Origin of the sequence: Pedobacter sp. BAL39 (assembly GCF_000170795.1) — a bacterium.
Classification (GTDB): Bacteria; Bacteroidota; Bacteroidia; order Sphingobacteriales; family Sphingobacteriaceae; genus Pedobacter.
The window spans coordinates 24,140-43,772 of sequence record NZ_ABCM01000026.1 but is presented as its reverse complement, the minus strand read 5'-3'; the positions used below and the strand labels follow the sequence as shown (position 1 = coordinate 43,772).

At 42.6% G+C, this 19,633-nt stretch carries 16 protein-coding genes; 7 read left to right on the top strand and 9 right to left on the bottom strand.

Features of this window, described 5'->3' with window-relative positions:
• Window positions 1-107 precede the first annotated feature (107 nt).
• From PBAL39_RS22650 to PBAL39_RS22640, 3 genes are all read right to left on the bottom strand, one after another.
• Complete coding sequence (locus tag PBAL39_RS22650) at window positions 108-1,499, bottom strand: arginine decarboxylase (protein WP_008246064.1); 1,392 nt, start codon at window positions 1,497-1,499, stop codon at window positions 108-110.
• An 89-nt stretch (window positions 1,500-1,588) separates the two neighbouring features.
• Window positions 1,589-2,500 carry a citrulline utilization hydrolase CtlX gene (gene ctlX / locus PBAL39_RS22645; protein ID WP_039867496.1) on the bottom strand — a complete coding sequence of 304 codons (912 nt, stop codon included), beginning with the start codon at window positions 2,498-2,500 and terminating at the stop codon, window positions 1,589-1,591.
• A gap of 21 nt (window positions 2,501-2,521) precedes the next feature.
• On the bottom strand, window positions 2,522-3,964 hold the full coding sequence (locus PBAL39_RS22640) for an arginine deiminase family protein (protein WP_008246060.1): 1,443 nt from the start codon (window positions 3,962-3,964) through the stop codon (window positions 2,522-2,524).
• Between the two features lie 85 nt (window positions 3,965-4,049).
• On the opposite strand from PBAL39_RS22640, the gene argS reads away from it, so the two are divergent.
• Entirely contained in the window at window positions 4,050-5,825 is a 1,776-nt protein-coding gene (gene argS / locus PBAL39_RS22635) for an arginine--tRNA ligase (RefSeq protein WP_008246059.1), read from the top strand.
• Window positions 5,826-6,222: 397 nt separating this feature from the next.
• On the opposite strand, the gene PBAL39_RS22630 is transcribed toward argS, so the two are convergent.
• Window positions 6,223-7,362 (bottom strand): AI-2E family transporter, encoded by a 1,140-nt coding sequence (locus tag PBAL39_RS22630; RefSeq protein ID WP_008246056.1) that lies wholly within the window; start codon window positions 7,360-7,362, stop codon window positions 6,223-6,225.
• A 138-nt stretch (window positions 7,363-7,500) separates the two neighbouring features.
• Between PBAL39_RS22630 and mnmE the strand changes: the two genes are divergently transcribed.
• Complete coding sequence (gene mnmE, locus PBAL39_RS22625) at window positions 7,501-8,871, top strand: tRNA uridine-5-carboxymethylaminomethyl(34) synthesis GTPase MnmE (protein WP_008246053.1); 1,371 nt, start codon at window positions 7,501-7,503, stop codon at window positions 8,869-8,871.
• Window positions 8,872-8,899: 28 nt separating this feature from the next.
• On the opposite strand, the gene PBAL39_RS22620 is transcribed toward mnmE, so the two are convergent.
• Window positions 8,900-9,286 carry a dihydrofolate reductase family protein gene (locus tag PBAL39_RS22620; protein ID WP_008246052.1) on the bottom strand — a complete coding sequence of 129 codons (387 nt, stop codon included), beginning with the start codon at window positions 9,284-9,286 and terminating at the stop codon, window positions 8,900-8,902.
• A 25-nt stretch (window positions 9,287-9,311) separates the two neighbouring features.
• A complete protein-coding gene (locus PBAL39_RS22615; RefSeq protein ID WP_008246050.1) occupies window positions 9,312-9,782 on the bottom strand; it encodes a VOC family protein in 471 nt (156 codons plus the stop codon).
• A 242-nt stretch (window positions 9,783-10,024) separates the two neighbouring features.
• Here PBAL39_RS22615 and PBAL39_RS22610 point away from each other — a divergent pair, with 242 nt between their 5' ends.
• Entirely contained in the window at window positions 10,025-10,528 is a 504-nt protein-coding gene (locus PBAL39_RS22610; RefSeq protein WP_008246043.1) for a hypothetical protein, read from the top strand.
• A 310-nt stretch (window positions 10,529-10,838) separates the two neighbouring features.
• Here the strand turns inward: PBAL39_RS22610 and PBAL39_RS22605 are convergent, their stop codons facing one another.
• On the bottom strand, window positions 10,839-11,630 hold the full coding sequence (locus PBAL39_RS22605; RefSeq protein ID WP_008246033.1) for an SDR family oxidoreductase: 792 nt from the start codon (window positions 11,628-11,630) through the stop codon (window positions 10,839-10,841).
• A 193-nt stretch (window positions 11,631-11,823) separates the two neighbouring features.
• On the opposite strand from PBAL39_RS22605, the gene PBAL39_RS22600 reads away from it, so the two are divergent.
• A complete protein-coding gene (locus PBAL39_RS22600) occupies window positions 11,824-12,150 on the top strand; it encodes a helix-turn-helix domain-containing protein (RefSeq protein WP_008246031.1) in 327 nt (108 codons plus the stop codon).
• A gap of 57 nt (window positions 12,151-12,207) precedes the next feature.
• Window positions 12,208-12,750: a toxin-antitoxin system YwqK family antitoxin gene (locus PBAL39_RS22595; RefSeq protein WP_008246030.1), complete on the top strand. Its 543-nt coding sequence runs from the start codon at window positions 12,208-12,210 to the stop codon at window positions 12,748-12,750.
• Between the two features lie 26 nt (window positions 12,751-12,776).
• Here the strand turns inward: PBAL39_RS22595 and PBAL39_RS22590 are convergent, their stop codons facing one another.
• Together PBAL39_RS22590 and PBAL39_RS22585 are read right to left on the bottom strand one after the other, a co-directional pair.
• Complete coding sequence (locus tag PBAL39_RS22590; protein ID WP_008246028.1) at window positions 12,777-14,096, bottom strand: sensor histidine kinase KdpD; 1,320 nt, start codon at window positions 14,094-14,096, stop codon at window positions 12,777-12,779.
• A 142-nt stretch (window positions 14,097-14,238) separates the two neighbouring features.
• Window positions 14,239-15,918 carry a serine hydrolase gene (locus PBAL39_RS22585; RefSeq protein ID WP_157274178.1) on the bottom strand — a complete coding sequence of 560 codons (1,680 nt, stop codon included), beginning with the start codon at window positions 15,916-15,918 and terminating at the stop codon, window positions 14,239-14,241.
• Window positions 15,919-16,049: 131 nt separating this feature from the next.
• Here PBAL39_RS22585 and PBAL39_RS22580 point away from each other — a divergent pair, with 131 nt between their 5' ends.
• Window positions 16,050-17,369: a hypothetical protein gene (locus tag PBAL39_RS22580; protein WP_008246023.1), complete on the top strand. Its 1,320-nt coding sequence runs from the start codon at window positions 16,050-16,052 to the stop codon at window positions 17,367-17,369.
• Between the two features lie 5 nt (window positions 17,370-17,374).
• Complete coding sequence (locus PBAL39_RS22575; protein WP_008246021.1) at window positions 17,375-19,633, top strand: WG repeat-containing protein; 2,259 nt, start codon at window positions 17,375-17,377, stop codon at window positions 19,631-19,633.

Genomic DNA, 19,633 nt, shown 5'->3' with positions numbered 1-19,633 from the left:
TATTTTTTTACGCCTTTATACCGATATGGTTATGGAGGTCATAATTTCTAACAAAAGAAAAGCAGTCCAAACCGGACTGCTTTTTTATATCTGTAGAGAACAGGCTGCTAGGTATAACCCAGAATCTTCAATACTTGTTTACTGTTTTGCTCTTCACCGAATACCTCAAAGTTGAAAGTTTCATCCCGGTTGCGGCGAATGATTACATGTTTCGGACTAGGTAGCAGGCAGTGATGAATCCCACCGTAGCCACTTAATACCTCCTGGTAAGCACCGGTGTTAAAAAAACCGAGGTATTGTACCTTACGTGTTTTCGGCATGAACACACTGTTCATGTGTGCTTCCTGGTTGTAATAATCCTGACCATCGCAGGTGATCCCTCCTAAGTTGACGCGTTCATATTCTGCATCCCAGTTGTTGATCGGAAGGAGGATGTATTTCTGGTTCAATGCCCATACATCAGGAAGGTTGGTGATGAAAGAACCATCCAGCATGAGCCATTTCTCCCTGTCGTTCTGTTGCTTACGGCCCAATACCTTGTAAAGAATACCAGAAGCTTCAGCAACAGTATATTTTCCAAATTCAGTAATGATATCCGGTTCGACCACATCGTGCTCAGCGCAGATTTCTTTGATCCTTTTGACGATCTCATTGACCATATACTCGTAATCAAAGTCGAATACCAGCGAATCCTTGAATGGCATACCGCCACCGATATCTAAGGTATCCAGCTCAGGGTTGATCTTTTTGAACTTGCAATATAACGTTACATATTTCTCCAGCTCGTTCCAGTAGTACGGAGAGTCCGTGATCCCTGAATTGATGAAGAAGTGCAGCAGTTTAACCCTGAAATTAGGGTTTGCAGAAATCTTGTTGTTGTAGAAGTCGATCACATCTTCCATACGGACACCTAAGCGTGAGGTATAGAATTGAGAATCCGGTTGTTCCTCAGCAGCGATACGGATGCCTAAATTACAAGGCGTATCCATTTCCACTTCATCATCAAAAAGGTTAAACTCCTCTTTGTTATCGAGTACAGGAATGATGTTTTTATAACCATCATGCAGCATATCAATGATGTACTGTTTGTACTGATACGTTTTAAAACCATTGCAGATTACGGTGATGTCCTTTGTAAGTGCACCTTTTTTCTCCAGGGCTTCAATCATCGGCATGTCAAATGCAGATGAAGTTTCGAGGTGAATGCCGTTCTTTAAAGCTTCTTCCACGATGTGGCGGAAGTGAGAACTTTTAGTACAATAACAATACTTATAATCTCCGCGGTAATTATTCTTGATGATGGCGGTCTGAAACAAAAGTTTCGCCTGCTGGATCTTTTTGCTAATCATTGGAAGATAGGTGAAACGCAACGGTGTGCCGTAGGTTTCAATCATTTCCATGAGGTTGAGATCTTGAAAATACAATTCGTCATCTATAACGCTGTAGCCTTCCTGGGGAAAGCCAACACTTAGATCAAGGAATTCGGAGTAACTCTGCATTTATGGTCAATATAAATTTTTGCAAAAATGTGATTTTAAATCGAGAAATAGCCGTGATAATATAAAATACTGTCACGCACAGGTAGAATTTATTTTTCTGCCAGGTGGATCTCCGCAAGCATGCATCTCGCGCTTCCTCCACCATTTGTCTCTATGGTATTTAATGGTGAGTAAACCAGTTTATTATATTGTTCAAGCCTGTTTACCTGGTCCTGCGACAAGGATAAGTAAGCTTGTTCCGACATGACCAACAGACTCAGGCCATTTTTGTTTTTAACCTGCAGCATATTACCTGCAAAATGGTTCATCTGGTCCAGATCGATCGTAATGATCTCTTTGCTGGTATTTTCGAGGCTCTGAATGACTTTTTTTTGCTCCTCAGGATTGGTAATGGTGTCCAGGCAGATCACCGCATACTTGTCGGCAATACACATCATTACATTGGTATGGTAGATGGGAAAACCTTCAGCATCGTTGGCAATGAAGCTTACTGGCTGATAACCTGCTTTTTCACACCAATCGTTCAATACCTGTTCATCCGTTCTCAATGATAAACAGGCGTAGCAGATCTTATTTTTCCTGTCTAGCACCATGCTACCTGTACCTTCCAGATAAATTTCTTCTAATTCATATCCGGAGAGATCATTGATGCGCTCAATGTTGAATCTTTTGCCCAGTTGTTCCAGGATGTCATCCCTACGTTCCTGTCTGCGGTTTTCCGAAAACATAGGGTAGAGGAAAATGTCGCCGTTTTCATGGAAGGAGACCCAGTTATTCGGGAAGATGGAGTCCGGAGTTTCAGGATCCAGGGTGTCATTGATCACGGTAACATCAATACCATTGTCGCGGAGTACCGTTACAAAGTCATCAAATTCTTTCAAAGCCTGATCCTGGACGTCATTTTGTGCCGAAGCCTGCTGGAACTTGTTGTTGCCTGCCGTTTGGGCATTGAATTTAAAGTCCACTGGCCGGATCATTAATATATGATTGGTAGTTTGCATTCTGTTAAGCTGATTCTGGGGTTACAATTCGTCTCTCAATAACGGTAAGCTCATGCAGTGGAAGCCACCTCTGGCTCTTGACAACTCAGCAGAAGGCATGAGGATTAATGTGTCACTGATGCTGTCGGTAGTCACTTCTCCACTTTCGAGGTCGTTGATCAGGTCTTTGACTTTTACGATGCTGAAGCCATTGCTTTTAAAAGCCTCCACGGTTTTATCGTTCCTGTCGTAGCCCAGAACCACACCTTCTTTGATGACGAGCAGGTTACAGGAGTCCGTCCATTGTTCACGTGCATCATAAGGGAAGGCGCCATTACCACTATAGATGAACTCGGTCTTTTCTGCGCTACCCAGTTCGTTTCTGCTGATGTCGTCCAGCAATGCTTCGATGCTTGGGAAATTGATCGGGCCCTGAACACCTTTCTGGAACTGGATGATCTCGGTGAGGTCTTTGGTATCCGGAGCAACGAGGAAGTTGATCGGCTCATCAGGATAATGGATCTGGTTTTTGGAGATTGAGCTCAGAATTGTCCATACATTGCGTTTCACTTGAGTAAATACCGTATCAATGTGCATGAAATCCCGTTTGTTGGGGATTCTGATTACGGTTACCTTGTCGACCACATTGTTGTCGAACAGCAGCTTAATGGCTTCATTTGCACCATAAGGGGAAGTCCGCTCGCTCACACCAATCAGGACATGGCTTTTACTGACCATCATGACATCGCCGCCTTCGAGGGTCGTGCGGTGTTCTTCCTCTTCGCCTGGACGAAGGAAGTGCTGTGCTGCATCCGGTATTTCCAGGATGTTGCCCGTGTAAGCACTGAATATCGGGTGGTTAAAGAAAATATAGCGCATGAGCAATGTCTCGCGACTACGTGCTTTTTTTGCGGGTTTATTCAGGAGGATGTGGTTGTTGATGGTGATGCCTACATCACGTGTAAAGATCAGGTTGGGGATGGGTGCGAAGATCATCAGGTCGTCGGTCATGCTACCGGAGATGAAGATCTTGGCCAGCTCTTTTGCATCCGTTTCGATCATCTGCAGCTGTAGTTTGTAGGTGCATCCTTCGATGGCACATACAGCTGCGGTAAGTTTCTTTTTGATGGAAGCATCCTGCAGGATGTCTGCCAGTAGATTTTGTATTTCAATGACCTCCAGTGAGCTGTGGAAATCAGGGTGGTCAGGTTTAAAGAAACCGCGGTCTGCAGCTTCAGAATCAATGTCGGCCAGTTTTCCCTTGATCTTTTCAGGATCCAGGAAGTACATGAGTAGTTTGAGGTAATGGTCGTATTCCTCTTTGCGAATGGTGTCAAGATGAACGATGTCTTCAAACAACCAGTCTTGTGCTTTTGATGGTACTACTTTGCCAAGTCCGCTATCAGGGCTATGGATCAGCAGTTTACGTAACCTTCCAATTTCGGTAGTTACACTTACTTTAAATTCTTTGTTTTGCTCGTTCATAATAAGTTTGTGCTGAGACAAATCTATCTATATTTTTTTAGAATATATTATTCGCTCATTATTGCTTATTTGGTTATTTTTGGCCATGAATTTTATTATTAGCGAAGCAGTTAAAGGCATCAAGCAGCTTTATAATGAAGATGTTGCTGAAGGCTTACTCAATATACAGGATACACGTAAAGAATTTGAGGGTCAGGTGACCATAGTTGTTTTTCCAATTGTGCGCTTCTCTAAGAAGTCGCCGGAGCAGACAGGAAATGATCTTGGCGCTTATCTTTTGGAAAATGTAAAGGAGGTTACGGCCTTCAATGTTGTCAAAGGATTTCTCAATCTGAGCATTGATCATGAGTACTGGCTTAACCTTTTCAATACGAAATTATTAAGTCCACATTACGGCACTTTCCCTTCTAACGGAAGAAAAGTAATGGTGGAATATTCTTCTCCAAATACCAACAAACCTTTGCACCTGGGCCACGTCAGAAACAACCTGTTGGGCTATTCTGTTGCAGAGTTACTGAAGGCGAGTGGTTCAGAGGTGTTTAAAGTGAACCTGGTCAACGACAGGGGGATTCATATTTGTAAATCTATGCTGGCCTGGCAAAACTGGGGCAATGGGGAAACACCTGCAAGCTCCGGATTGAAGGGGGATCACCTGGTGGGCAAATACTATGTGATCTTTGATAAAGAATACAAAAAAGAGATTGATGCTTTAAAAGCAGATGGTCAGACGGAAGAAGAGGCTAAAAAAAATGCACCGCTGATTAAAGCAGCACAGGCGATGTTATTGGCATGGGAGACCGGCGATACGGCAGTGATTGATCTTTGGAAGATGATGAATGGCTGGGTGTATGACGGTTTCGAGGTGACGTACAAAAACCTGGGTGTCGATTTCGATAAGTATTACTATGAGAGCAATACTTACCTTTTAGGTAAGGATTCTGTGGAAGAAGGACTGGCCAAAGGTGTTTTCTTTAAGAAACCTGATGGATCAGTTTGGATAGACCTGACCGAGGATGGACTGGATCAGAAGCTGGTATTGCGTGCTGATGGTACTTCTGTTTACATCACACAGGATCTTGGGACTGCTCAAATGAAATACGACGATTTCAATATGGATGAGTCGATCTACGTGGTAGGTAATGAGCAGGATTACCACTTTAAAGTGTTGTTCCTGATCCTGGATAAGCTGGGCAAGAGCTGGGCGAAAGGGTTATACCATCTGTCTTATGGAATGGTGGATCTGCCAAGTGGCAAAATGAAGTCGCGTGAGGGAACCGTAGTGGATGCGGATGACCTGATTGCGGAGATGGTAGCTACAGCGAAAGAGAAAACCGAGGCCTTGGGTAAGGTAGATCATTTCTCGGAAGAGGAGAAGTCGACACTTTATTACAACATTGGCATGGGTGCTTTAAAGTACTTTCTGCTGAAGGTGGAACCTAAAAAACGCTTGTTGTTTGATCCCTCAGAGTCTATAGATTTCCAGGGAAATACCGGGCCCTTTATTCAATATACACATGCGCGTATCAAGTCTTTGCTAACTAAAGCTGGGCATACCGTCGGCATTCAGGGTTTTGATCGTCATTTTGCCTTGACAGAAACTGAGCTGGACATGATCATTTTGCTGGATAAATTCCCTGCGGAAATTACTGCCGCCGCTGCAGCATTCAGTCCGGCGACATTGGCCAATTATGTTTACGAGGTGGCAAAGCTGTTCAACAAGTTCTATCATGAGGTGCCGCCGATTATCAAAGAAGAAGATGCTCAATTGCAACATTACAGGCTGAACCTGAGCTGGGTAACGGCACATGTGATCAAATCGGGAATGAGGATTTTGGGAATTGAAGTTCCGGAACGCATGTAAAGACCCCCAAGTATCAGTTTATTTTAAAGCGATTTGATGCTTTTTTTGCATCATTACTATATACATGGAGAGGATGTCTCATTACGAAAAGTAATGAACATCCTCTTTTTTTTGTGGAGGTTGATAAGGTATACCTCGCTGTTTTAGGTATATTTAGCAGGCTTTTTTATAGTTTTTGTATATCCCTATACCTTACACGGGATATCTGAATACCTTGTGAGTACCTTGTCAACCCCTTGTGAATAGCGAACAAAACCCGAACAATTAGCGAATAAAATGCGAAAATGTATAGCTTTTCAGGAATCGGCATTTTCAGGAATCGATATAATGACGGGAAAATGAAAAAGAGGATGTTGTTGATCCATCCTCTTTTTTTCTTGCTCTATGCACTTGATCCTTAATCAGTATTTTTCTCTTTTGTTTTTTCAACACCAGGTTTAGTCGACACGTCGACCTTCTTCCGGAAGGTGGCAAACCTCATGGGACTCTTGTCAGGTCTTTCATCACCCAGCAATACACCCCATTGTTTGAACATTTCCGTCCTGTCGAAGATGATCTTCAGTACCGCAATGATCGGCATAGAGAGGAACATTCCTGAGACCCCGGCGATACTTCCACCGATGATCACCCCCAGGATCGCAAATAAAGCGTTGATTTTTACTTTTGATCCTACAATTCTAGGCATCAGGATGTTATTGTCGAGAAACTGAACGCCAGCGATCACGGCAAGCACGGTGATGACCGGCCATAGTTCCGTAGAAGAGGTCAGGGTAAGTAATACGCCTATGATGTTACCGATCAGGGCGCCAACGTAAGGAATAAGGTTAAGGATGGCAAAGATGACCCCGATGAGCAAGGCATGTTTAATACCGATCAGAAGGAGAATTCCTCCCAATAAGATGGTCATGTAGGTGACTTGGATCAGTAAACCCACCAGATAATTTTTGATGATGGCTTCTGTTTCATAAATAGCTTCTTTCACTTTCGGATGGTGATCCGGTTTGAACCACATGAAAATAAACCTGAGCAGGATATCTTTATAGAAAAGCATCAGGTAGATGTAGATCGGTAGCAGTCCGACAAAGACAAATATAGAGCTTAACGTTACTGCGGCACCACTGGCTGCACTTCCGGCCATGCGCAACAGGTCGTCGCTTTTCTCATTGATAAAGTTGATTTGTTTCGTAGTAGAGAAATCACTGATTCTTCCAATCCAGGCACTAACGGATTTTAAATGTACATTGACATTGCTTTTGATCTGCGGAAAGTCTGCAACCAGTAAAGCAATCTGTGAAGAAAAGAAAAAGATAATCAGTCCGACAAAGATGACCAGCAGTAGGATAGGTAATATGATGGCCAATGCCTCCGGCACTTTTTTCCGTCTCAAAAAACGAAAGACTGGGAGGAGGACAATACTGATGAAAAATGCCATGATAATAGGCATGATAATGTCCTGGCCGATCACAAGGACCAAACCAATAAGCACTATGCCTAATAGTTCAAGAGATCGTTTAACGGTAAGCGGCATTTCTGTCATTAGAAAGGTATAAAAGATGTTAGAATTGTAGTTTATTTGTTTTTTTAGGACGTTTCCCTGGTATTTAGATAGCTAAACACTGGAAGGTATGAAATGTTTGCCTAGTTTTGTAAATTACCATTAAACAGCAATCTCTACATGATCAGTAATGACACCATAGTTGCCTTGTCGACGCCTCCCGGAGCGGGAGCAATAGGAGTGATCCGACTTTCAGGGAAGGACGCAATTACCATCACCAACGCTATCTTCAGTGGCAAGGACCTGCTAAAGCAAGATTCTCATACGCTGCATTTTGGTTTGATCAAGGATGGCGATACCGTGATTGATGAGGTCGTGGTGAGTTTGTTTGTGGCCCCGAAATCCTATACTAAGGAGAATGTGGTGGAGATTTCCTGCCATGGATCCAATTATATCATTCAGCAGATCATTTCTCTATTGATCAGAAAGGGTGCTTCCGCGGCTAAACCCGGTGAGTTTACGTTAAGGGCTTTCTTAAATGGCTCTTTAGACTTGTCTCAGGCAGAAGCGGTTGCGGATCTGATTTCTTCAGATTCACAGGCTGCACATAATGTGGCGATGAATCAATTGCGTGGTGGTTTCAGTAATGAGCTGAATGTATTGAGAGAACAGCTGATACATTTTGCGTCGATGATTGAACTGGAACTTGATTTCTCTGAGGAAGATGTGGAATTTGCCAATAGAGATCAGCTGCAGGATCTAATTAACAAGATTACTGTTGTGTTGAATAAGCTGATCCGCTCTTTTGAACTGGGCAATGTAATCAAGGAAGGAATCAATACGGTGATTGCCGGCAGGCCTAATGCAGGAAAATCTACCTTGCTGAATGCGTTACTGAATGAGGACCGTGCGATTGTGAGCGATATTGCTGGTACGACAAGAGATACAATTGAAGAACTGTTGAATATCAATGGCATAAACTTTAGATTAATTGATACTGCCGGAATCAGAGAGGCTACGGATACAATCGAAGCGATTGGGGTAGAGAAAACCATGCAAAAGATCAACCAGTCGGCAGTATTGGTGTACTTGTTTGATGTGGTGAATTTGACGATTGACCAGATTAAAGATGATATAGCCAGTTTACATAAGCCAGGGTTGACGTTCATTGCTGTCGCCAATAAGATTGACCTTTCTTCAGAAGAGGTGCTTAAATCGCTCGATTTGCCTTCGGATGTTCATTTTATTGCGATATCTGCAAAAGAGAATGAAAAGGTGGAAGAATTGAAACAGTTGGTGTATGATGCTGCGGTAGGGGACCAGCTTTCGGCGAACCATACGATGGTAACGAACATCAGACATGTGGAAGCGTTGCAGAGGACGCAGGATGCTTTGAGAAGTGTGTCCAATGGATTGGAAAATCCGGTTACTTCGGACTTTTTAGCGATGGATATTAAACAGGCGCTACATTATCTTGGTGAGATCACTGGGCAAGTTACTACGGATGACTTGCTGGAGAATATTTTTAGTAAGTTTTGTATCGGTAAGTAGTTGATCATCTGTAAATAATAACGGGCAACTACAATTGGGCTGGAAATTCCACGCCACCAATGGATATTGCTTTGCCGGGCTGTTGCTTTAGTTTGATAATCTCGTCTTTCAAGTTATCACGGATAATGGTAGTTTGTTCATCGTCTACGCTGTCTAGGGTTCGCGAAAAAACGATACGTTTGAGATTAGAAAACACTTTCGCAAAAGCATTGCCTGACTCATTCAATGATTGCGTTTGAGCGACCTCAGGCCAGAAAGGTATCATAAGTTCATACGTTTTACGCCCGTAAATGATTAAATCAACATTTTCCAGGAGCCTCCGGAAATAGTCCTGGATATCATCGCCGCCACCGAATTTCGCGTGGTCGCAGCAACCATCCAAACTGATGTTGATGCCATAGATAATTTTTCTCATGGTAATTCGTCTTCCATTTGTTATTCTACCCCTTAGGTTCCCACAACTCAATCTTATTGCCTTCCGGATCGATGATGTGGATGAACTTACCGTAATCAGAGTTTTCGAGCTCATCCAGAATGGTGACATTTTCCTTCCTAAGCTCCACTACCAGCGCTTCGAGGTCGTCCACCGTATAATTGATCATAAACTCCTTTTCTGAGGGAGCAAAATAGGTAGTGTGCTCATCAAAAGGGTTCCACTGAGTAAGGCCCTTTTTGGTGCTGTCATTCGCCTGCAGCCATTCAAAGCTTGTACCGTATGGGGTCGTGTCAAATCCAAGGTGCTTTTTGTACCACTGATTGGTGGCTTTTGGATCTTTGCTTTTAAAAAAGATTCCGCCGATGCCTGTAACTTTTTTCATATTGTTATGGTTTGGTGTAGTCATGTTTCTACTGAAAGCGAAGCCAAGGAAGAAGGTCGCGATCAATGTAAATACCAGTGAAAATCTCTTCATTATTTATTCATTTCATTAAAAATACAGCTTCTGGTTTGATAATCCAACTGTCTTTTTTACAAGGGACTAGGCGTCTTGAAATCGCGTTGCCAAGGTCACGTTAGTTGCTGTTTTTTTTTAATTTACCGAGAACCAACCTGATTATTTAAATATACAGTAAAGCGAAAAATCACACGATCATATCCTCGAAGATTATAAAAAGATGTTTAATTTACCGCACCTAAGTTAAAGAACTACCGCAAATGCAACTAAGAGATGTCCTTGAACCAGATCTGAAGACCGCTGAACAACATTATCAGACCATACTGGATGCGATTCTACAGTATACGGACTTCTGTGATCAGAATGGCGATGAGAATTTTTCCGAATATGAAAAGCTAGAGCTTAAGTTAAGTCTGCTGACCGGTAAAGACATGTCCATATTCAATCTGGCTGAATGGTGGGAAGAAGAGGGAGCAGAACCGCTGGCTTTTAAGATCAGTTTACCCGATCCGTTGATAATCGATGACATCAGCAAGGAAGAATTAAAAGAGATCGTCACTCGCCTAAAGACGTGTACTGCTCCTTCAGATGAGGATGGAAGCTTCCACAGTCAATTTTACTTCCATCTTGATGACTATTACCACTCATTGTTGTCCCTAAACTTCGGGGCTTATGAACTTAAGCTGTTCCAAAGGAACAAGGATAACAGCGGCAATTATTTCGAATATCCGGTGGACGAAATTGTAGCGAAAATATGGTCGTAATGTCCCGATAGATTTAATATTAGCGCTAATAAACAGCAGTGATAAACAAGTCTATTTCCCGTCCAACTTTGTTCTGTCCTCAGTTTGGCAAGCTGGATGATATTGACCTCAACCATAATAAGTAAACCATGGAGTTTAAACCGACAGACCCGCAGATTTGTATTTTGCTGATGATGAACTTTCCATTTGCATCAGATAATTGATCTTGCCATGGGGAATTTCTAGACATCACCACACTGTCCTAGCTTTTTGATAGAGGTCAGGTTTTTTAGAGCCGGCAGGAATCTGATTCCTGCCGGCTGTCATCACTTTATACAATAGGAAAATTGCCTCCATCAATCGCATAATTTGCGCCTGTGATGTAAGATGCTTTCGGAGACACCAGAAAACGAACGAGCTCGGCAGTCTCCTCAGGATCAGCCATTCTACCTATCGGCACTCCGCCGACTCTGGCAAAGAGATTATTTGTCATCTCCTCCAGTGTAATTCCGGCTTTTTTTGCCAGATCTTCAAGGAAGGTGGTCATCGCTTCTGTTTTGTTGAGTCCCGGAGATACGGTAATCACCCGCAATCCCTGACTGGAAACTTCCGTGGCCAACGACTTGCTGTAGGCATTCAATGCAGCCTTGGCGGCGCTGTAAGCCATTGTTGACTCCCAGATTGGAAACTGGCCGCTGGTGGAGGAAATATGAATGATTACCCCCCTTTTTTTCTTCAGCATTTCAGGGAGCAATGCCCTGTCTAATCGTACAGATGACAGTAGGTTTATCTGCAGTGCCTGATCCCAGTCTTCATCACTAAGCGTCGCGAAGCCGCCGCCAGGAAAAGTATTTGCACCCATATTATTGATAAGGATGTCCACGCCACCAAACTGATCAGCTACTTCTTTTGCGACTCTGCTCACATCTTCCGCTTTTGACAGATCTGCCGCTATGAAATGATGGCCTGAATTAATTTCAGCCGGGGAGTTTCTTGCTGTGATGATCACTTGCGCGCCTGCTTGAGCAAGTTTATTTGCAATTGCTTTTCCGATGCCCTTAGTTCCGCCCGTTACCAGGGCGATTTTTCCTTTTAATTCTGTGTCTTGAATGTGCTGTTCCATTTTTATGCTTCTTTAACAACAGGACCGGTTGCACGCCTAAAATTTGCTTTGCACTGACCGAGCCCTGATAAAATTGATTTACTTTTGTTTCGCAAAGTAACTAAAGGAATTACGGTGTTTTTTATTTATAGGGGACATCTGTGGTAACATGGAAGTAACTAAAGGGCAATAAGTGGTAACAAATAGGTAACTAATGAAAAATAGTGAAGAACGTCCGGCAATCTGTCCCATTGTAAAAACAATGCGTTATATCGGTGGAAAGTGGAAGCCGATCATTTTGGCCCGTATAGAACCTGGAAATGTACGTTTTGGGAGACTTACTGTGCAGATACCTGATATTTCAAGAAAGATACTGACCCAACAGCTGAAGGAGCTGGAGGCGGATGGCCTGATCCTTCGTCATAGCTATAACGAAAAACCTCCGAGAGTGGAATATGAGCTTAGTGCCGTCGGGAAAACGCTGATCCCAGTGCTGACGGCGATGAATGAGTGGGCTACTACACTGGATGATGTAAAATGATATTTCAGAAAAGTTCCCTTATTTAATTGTTCTTTTTTCTGCATATTGACAGTCGAAATGAAACACCTTAGCAATTACCTGATCCCATTTAGCCTCGTGCTTATTCTTATATTGAATTCGTGTCAAACTGGCAAGTCTCAACAGAAGGAAGGCAACTACAAAACATACCATAAGAACGGAAAGCTGTGGACGGACGAAAATTTTAAGAATAACAAGCATCATGGGACAAGGCTTACCTACTACGACAACGGCCAACTCCGTACTAAACTGAACTTCAACATGGGGGTTAAGGTGGATAGTTTTATTGTCTATCATCCGAATGGGAAGCTGCGCTTGCAGCGATTTCTTAATGCTAAAAGTCAGAGAACAGGCAAAGAAGTAGCATATTATCAAAATGGGCAAATTAGTCAGCTCGAATACTATGTCAATGATAATGAAGAAGGAATCTCAAAGTTTTATCATGAGAACGGTCAGTTGAAACTCATTTCTACATACAAAAATGGTGAGAAACATGGCCTTGAACAATCCTTCGATATCAATGGAAAATTGATAAAGGAGTCACATTATAAAAATGGCGAACTTGTGGTCAATGCTCAGTAATGTGCTTGAAGATTTTTAAAATAAAGTCACTTGCTTTGCGTAAAGTGGTGTTCTTCCGTCGTTATCTCCTCAAATTCTATAGTAAAAGTCGTTCCTTTTTCGGGTGTACTATGACAGCTAATCCTGCCATTCTGCATTTCTGTATACTCCTTACATAGGATCAGTCCCAGTCCAACACCTTTTTCATTGTTTGTGCCATAAGTCGATGCTGCATTCAGTTTGAAAAGGTCTTCTTGTTTTATTTTAGAAATGCCAACTCCATTATCCATCACATGTAATCTGGCATGACCTGAATCGCAGGAGCTATAGATCCGTATTTGCCCACCCGGCAACGTAAACTTAACCGCATTGTTGATCAGATTGCGGATGACCAGCTTGAGCATATCCAAATCGGCATCTAACTTAATAGATGCATCGACATTCACATTAATCGAAACATTTTTGATGTCTGCTGCTGCCTGATGCACAGGCATGCAGGCCTTTACGACCTCTGCTAAGTTCAATCTGACCATATTTACGCTGGTACCCCCGTCCATTTGCGACTTTGTCCAGTTCAGTAAATTGTGGAGCATCACCTGCGTATTTTTTGTCTCGTTGAGCAGGTTGCTTTCCAGGAAGCGGCGTTCCTCTGCCGTTACCTCATACTCGTGAAGCGACTCCAGGAAAAATGCGATGGAATTAAGCGGAGAGCGCAGATCATGAGATAAAATTGATAACAACCGGGTCTTGGAATCATTTGCCTCCTTTAGGGCTGCAGAAGCCATCACTGCGTTATTCTTTTCCCGTTGGTAACTGGTGATCAGGTAGGAAAATATTGCACCAATACATATGACTACCGAGATGTATGTTGTTGCGGTGTCAATGAACAGGTCACTGCGTTTGGCATAGGTGATCTCGACATATCCAATCTCATAATATTCGATAAATAGTAGTCCGCATACAAATCCCAGATTAATTAACATCCAGAATATATATTGTCGAATGGGCATTACTGCTAGTGTAAAGACCAGCGAAAGAAGGTAAAGGATTAATGTAGGGCCATTGATGCCGGAGTTGATGAAATAATTGAGCGCTGTTAAAATGCTGGTGCCCGCACTAAATAAGATAAAGCTGAGCTTTAACCTTCCGAAATACCTGGAGTTGATGTACGTGGCAATCGTCAGCCCCCATGTTGCGGTGAGTGCTAAATTTACATAGGGCACTTTTATAATCAGATTGACTAATATTGCCAGAGGAAGACCAACCATAGCAATCACACTTACTTCATGGAATATCCTGGCCTGCAGCGTGGTATCAGCATTGCTGCCAATCAATCTAGCATGTACCCCCTTTATAGTTTCGAACATCAAACAGAATTGCAGTTTTAAAGTAGTAAACTTAAGAAAATCTTGCCATTGTAATTTGATTGTTGATTTCTTTTGATGTGGTAATTGGTTTGCACGACACAATTGTAGTTGTCAACGGCCCCGTGTCGCGGAATGTTTGCATTTATTGGCGTGTCGACCGCCTTGAAAACAATAGGTCTTTCACGCGAATATGGTTCAGTTTCAATCCATCAATACGGTCATCACCGGATCTTGTAAACGTGACCTGCATGCCGTTTTCCGGTATGTTGTATTTGTCTTTCTGCCCGGTGCTGCTGAGCCGCAATTCTGATTTTGCTATTTTTAGTTTAAGGCTTCCTTTGTCATTCATTACTTCATATACAGCATCGATTTCAGGATTGTAAAACACGCCCAGATAGGCATCAATATTTGTAGCGATGGAAGGTATTATGGTCATCCTTTTAGCCGCTGTATGTTGATTGTTCTGATGGATGATCACCTCATCTGATTTTCCGTCCTTGAAGTGGATGAACTCAAAGCCGATATCCTTATTTCCATCGATATGGAACAGTGAATCATTATCCGGTACGATGGCGTACTCGGATGCATTCCAAAGCTGGTTTACCGTCAACTTATGTTCAGCAACCTTCACTTCCAACGTAAAGGCCTCACTATCTTTGATCCGATAAAACCCAGTATAACGACTGGTATCCAATGTAATGTTTCGAATGGTGTCTTTTACAAAGGATACATTCTTAGAAGTCGCTGAAGAATCTTTAGTTTTAAATAGCTGATTGTAAATGGATTCTGTGAGCATGCTGCCGCCTATTTCGCTGTTGTTGCTGAAAACGACAATCCCCAGATCTTCTTTGGGGAAATAAGTCATCTTACTATGGTAAGCACTAAGATCGCCACCGTGGTCTATGGTTGAACGGCCTTGGAAATCGTGGATCAGTAATCCCCCGCCGTACCCTGTTGGTTTTTCGTCAATTGTCGACGCTGGGCTGGTCATTTTGCGCCATACCTGCGCTCCAAGCAGTTTATGGTTTTTCATTTCCTGCAACCAATATTTCCAATCGGCCACGATACTGTAAGCATTGCCTTGTCCTATCGTTGAATCCAGTTGATTGTGGATGATAAACTGCTCTCCATTGTGATAGTAACCATTGGCCTTATTTTTTACTGCATGCGTCCGCGAGAAAGAGGTGTGTTTCATTTTTAATGGATTGAAAATGTTCTGTTGGGCATAGACCTGAAGATCCTGCCCACTCACTTTCCTCACGATCTCTGACAAGAAATAATACCCTGTGTTGGTATAACTAAATGAGGTTCCAGGACTGAAATTCAAGGATTTCTGTTTTGCCAGGATCTGATAGGTGCTGCTGGGACCGTAAGCCGAATCTTCAGTCATATCGCGTAACCAGAATAGCGTAATATAATCCCTCAGCCCATTCTGGTGGTGTATCAGATCAGTGATGGTGATGCTGTCTGCGTAGGATGGAAGATCAGGAAAATATTTACTCAGCTTATCGGAAGTTGCTAGTTTCCCTTCTCGCTCCAATAGGTAAATACATGCAGCGGTAAACTGCTTTGACATCGATGCGATGTTGAAAGGTGTACCAACTGTATTTCTCTTTTTCAAAACGATATCTGACATGCCGAATGCCTGGGCATACCTGACCTTTGAATTTTGTACAATAGCAACTGAAAATCCGGGCTCATCAGGTTTTGTAAGTGCTGCTAAAGCGCTGTTAAGTTTTGTAGGATCGATGGTCTGTCCTTTTGATGATGTAGGGTGAAAAAAGCTGAACAGCAATAGACTATAAAATAGTAATGACTTCATGAATGGTGTTGTTGACCTAACTACCTGATCGCACATGCTAAAGTAGAAGTCTTAAATATACATTTTACTTGATTGAAATCTCGCTGATTTCAGGGATTTTATGTTGGCTCTGATGTCCGTAGTTTTGGGCAATGACATTCTATACTACATATAAAACATGGGCTTGCCTCTTACTATTTTCGTTTGCGGGTAGCCTGACTACAGGTGCACAATCCCGTTTCCCTACGCTGGAAGTGAACACTGCTATTTCTGTTACCGTTGATGAGACAGACAAAGGGATTGTAGCAAAGCTGACTGGCAATAAAACCAGTTTCCTGAAGAAGTGGAAACGTAAATTGTCCTTTTTTGAAACTTACGACATCGATAATGACGGACATATGGATCTCGTGCTCAATTCAGAAGAGCACCGGTCCAACCATGCGCTCATCTTTCTGTTTGATCTTGAATCTTTATCCTACAAGGAGCTTTCTTATCCGTACCACGAGTTCAGTAACCTCATCATAGATGATAAGGTGCCAGGCGTGTTCTACAGTTATATCAATGGGCAGGAATGGCTTAAATTCACATTTAAGAATCAATGGGAGATCTACTGTAGTGCTGAGTCGAGGGTGTTGAATGATGATGAATTGTCAATCTACCTTTACCAGACCAGGATGTATCACCTTGATGGCAGTATAAAAAGTACAAAACTGGAAGCCTTTGAAGAAGGGAATGTACCCTTACTTCAAGTACAGGTGCCGCGGCTTAGGTTATATGAGCAACCCAAATTTCGCCCGGCCCCTGCTGCATACCTTGAGAAGGGTAGTAAATTTCAAATTACCGCCCTCGAGGGAAAGGAATGGCTCCGCATTAGATACAAAAATAATAATGGTGAGGCAGAACACTTCGTCAATGTTTCAGAGCTGAAAGTGGACATTAGCGGACTGACTCATGTGGAGGCGAAAGAGGGACTGAATATGGTGATGATTAATCCTCAGAATAAAGGCGACGAGCACTTTTATTTCAGCATCGCAATGAACAACTACAGCGACAAAGTCTTCGAATCGTATAACGGCAAAATATACCTGCTTCTGGAAGATGAGCAGGGCAGCAAGTTACTTTATCTATTGTACCGTACAGAAAGTCTAAAACTACAGCCGCAAAAGCAAAAGAATACTTACAGAAGCGATGGGCATGAAACTTCATTCAAGCCTGGGGCTGTGCTGGACGACAATGCTGTACAATGGGATGCCGAGAAAGCACAATTTGTCATTTATCATAATGATAATGAGGAAGAAGAAGAGGTAAGTGACTATCCATATTTGCCATTTTTCCCAGAAGGACTGCCTGCTGGAAAGTATAAAATGTCCGCTGTTTTTATTGATGGGGAATTATCCATGCCCCCGGTTGTTTCCAATCCGCAGGAGCTTAAGTTTCCATTGACCAAAATTTCAATTGAAGTAAGAAATTAATCGTGATGAAAAGGTTTTTATTATTGTTTTCAGTCCTCGTGATTGGTTCAGCATCAGCGCAGACACCTGTAATGTATGATGCTATTGGTTTTGATAGTTACGATGCGCTTTTTGTCAAAGTGCGTAAAGAAGGGCGAAATTATTTTTGTCATCCGGTCAGCGGAATATTGGTTGATGGGGTAGAAGATCACGCCGGGGATCTTGTTGTAGTGGTGAAGGATGGGGCTTATGGTGTGATTGATGTCAATGGAAAACTTCTTGGTGGTTTTGATTATGATGAAGTGAAACTCATGACCCATTATGATGGGCAGTGGTATCCTGGCATCCGCTATAATTATCAATTTGCACAACTGAAGAAAGACGGAAAGTATGGGCTGGTAGATCAGCATGGTAGAACAATTGCCGAACCGCGCTTTCAGGAGTTATCAGTATTAAACAAGGATGTCATTGGCTTTAGGGAAAATGATAAATGGGGATGGCTACGCGCTTCGGATGGTAAAACTATCCAGCAGCCCTTATATGATGAACTGGGAAAAAGTTATCTTTTTGAGCATACGCTTGAAATCTATCTGAATGGAAAAAAAGGGATCGCACACGAAAATGGAGAGCTGCTGATCAGACCGGTGAATGACCGTCTGGATAACATTTTCCTTCAAAGCAGAAAGTATGCACACTTTTTTAAAGGTAAAAACTCAGGCCTGATGGATTCTACCGGGGCCATCGTTCTTCCCGCAGTTTATGAAACATTGATTCCATGTGGGGGAAGTGACTTTCTCCAGGTTCAGGAGGCAGAAAGGCATGGGCTGATTGATGTCACCGGAAAAGAAATCACACCGGCGTTGTACGACAAAATCCATGATTTTGTGAGAGGCCGCGCTATTGTAGAAAAGGCGGGTAGAATGGGCGTGATAGCTGAAAATGGGGAGCTGCTGCTGTCGCCTCAGTATAATGAGATCGAATTCAGAAATTCATCGGGTCAGATTGCTTTTGGAAATCCGGTGGTTGCAGACTTTAACCCGGTATCCAATCTGTCAAAGGAGTACCTCAACAGAAAAGCTGCCGAGGATAACATGAAAGCCCTGCCGTATTACCTTTGGGTGAAAAATCATGAGCATAAAATAGGGGTTTTCGATTGGAAAGGAGTTAAGGTCATTGTACCGGAGAAATTTTCGGAAATCAGCACCTTATACCAACAGGGAGAAACTTATTTTCATGCTGTCCAGGGGAACTTATATGCCGTTTACGATAAACAGGGCAATGAAATATTGCCACTCAAATACCGCCTGCAAACTGACGTTTATATCAATCGCAGTTACAATTATGGGGATTTGAATACCTCTCCGTATATATTTCCAGTGTATGATGACAAACAATTGGGGCTCTATGATGTACAGAAGAAAAAGTTTATCATTCCTGTGAGTGAGGTGGAGATCAGTTGGCTAAATGAGCGGTGTTTTGAGGTCAGAAGAAACGTGGAAGGGGTCAGCTATACGAAAGAGTCAGCTGTTTACGACATTGATGGAGAACTTCTGATTCCTTATTCCAAAGATATTTATCAATTGAAAATGCTCAGTGAACAGCTGCTATTGGCAGAAATGGAGTCGCAGTACGTGATTTTTGATATGAAAGGACGCAAGGTATACGAACGTGCGGACTGGAACAGAAATGGTTATTACAGTGGTTATACCATGCCGGAATATCACAACAAAGGAGATAAACCTTTCAAAAGTGGACTTTTCAAAATCCGGATCAAGGAAGGGAACCTGTTTATTGATGAAAAAGGGAAGGAGGTTCGCTTTACTGGCTTTGCATACGTGAGTGAATTTTGGGATAACCTGGCATGGGCAGTGAAGGAAACTGGAGACAAAGTGCGCTATGGATTGATTGACATCAAAGGAAATGTGGTGCTTGAACCTCAATATGATCGTCTGGACGCTATAAATGATCATCCCAATCTGGTTATGGTCAGAAAAAATGGAAAGTATGGTGTGCTGGACCGTCAAGGTAAGCTCATACTGGAGCCAGTATATGACACGATCAGTACATTCTCACCAGAATTATTGGAGGTCACTCTAAAAGATAAGGTCGGCCTGACAGACAATAATGGAAAGATGGTTGTCGAGCCCAGGTTCGATAACATCAGTAGAAATTATAGCGGTATAAAACGTACCTGGCCAGTCCTGGTACAGGAGGGCAATGACTTCTCATTTATGAATGAAGGAGGAAGGCCGAGCCTGATCCGTGGAAAATCAAAAATATATTAA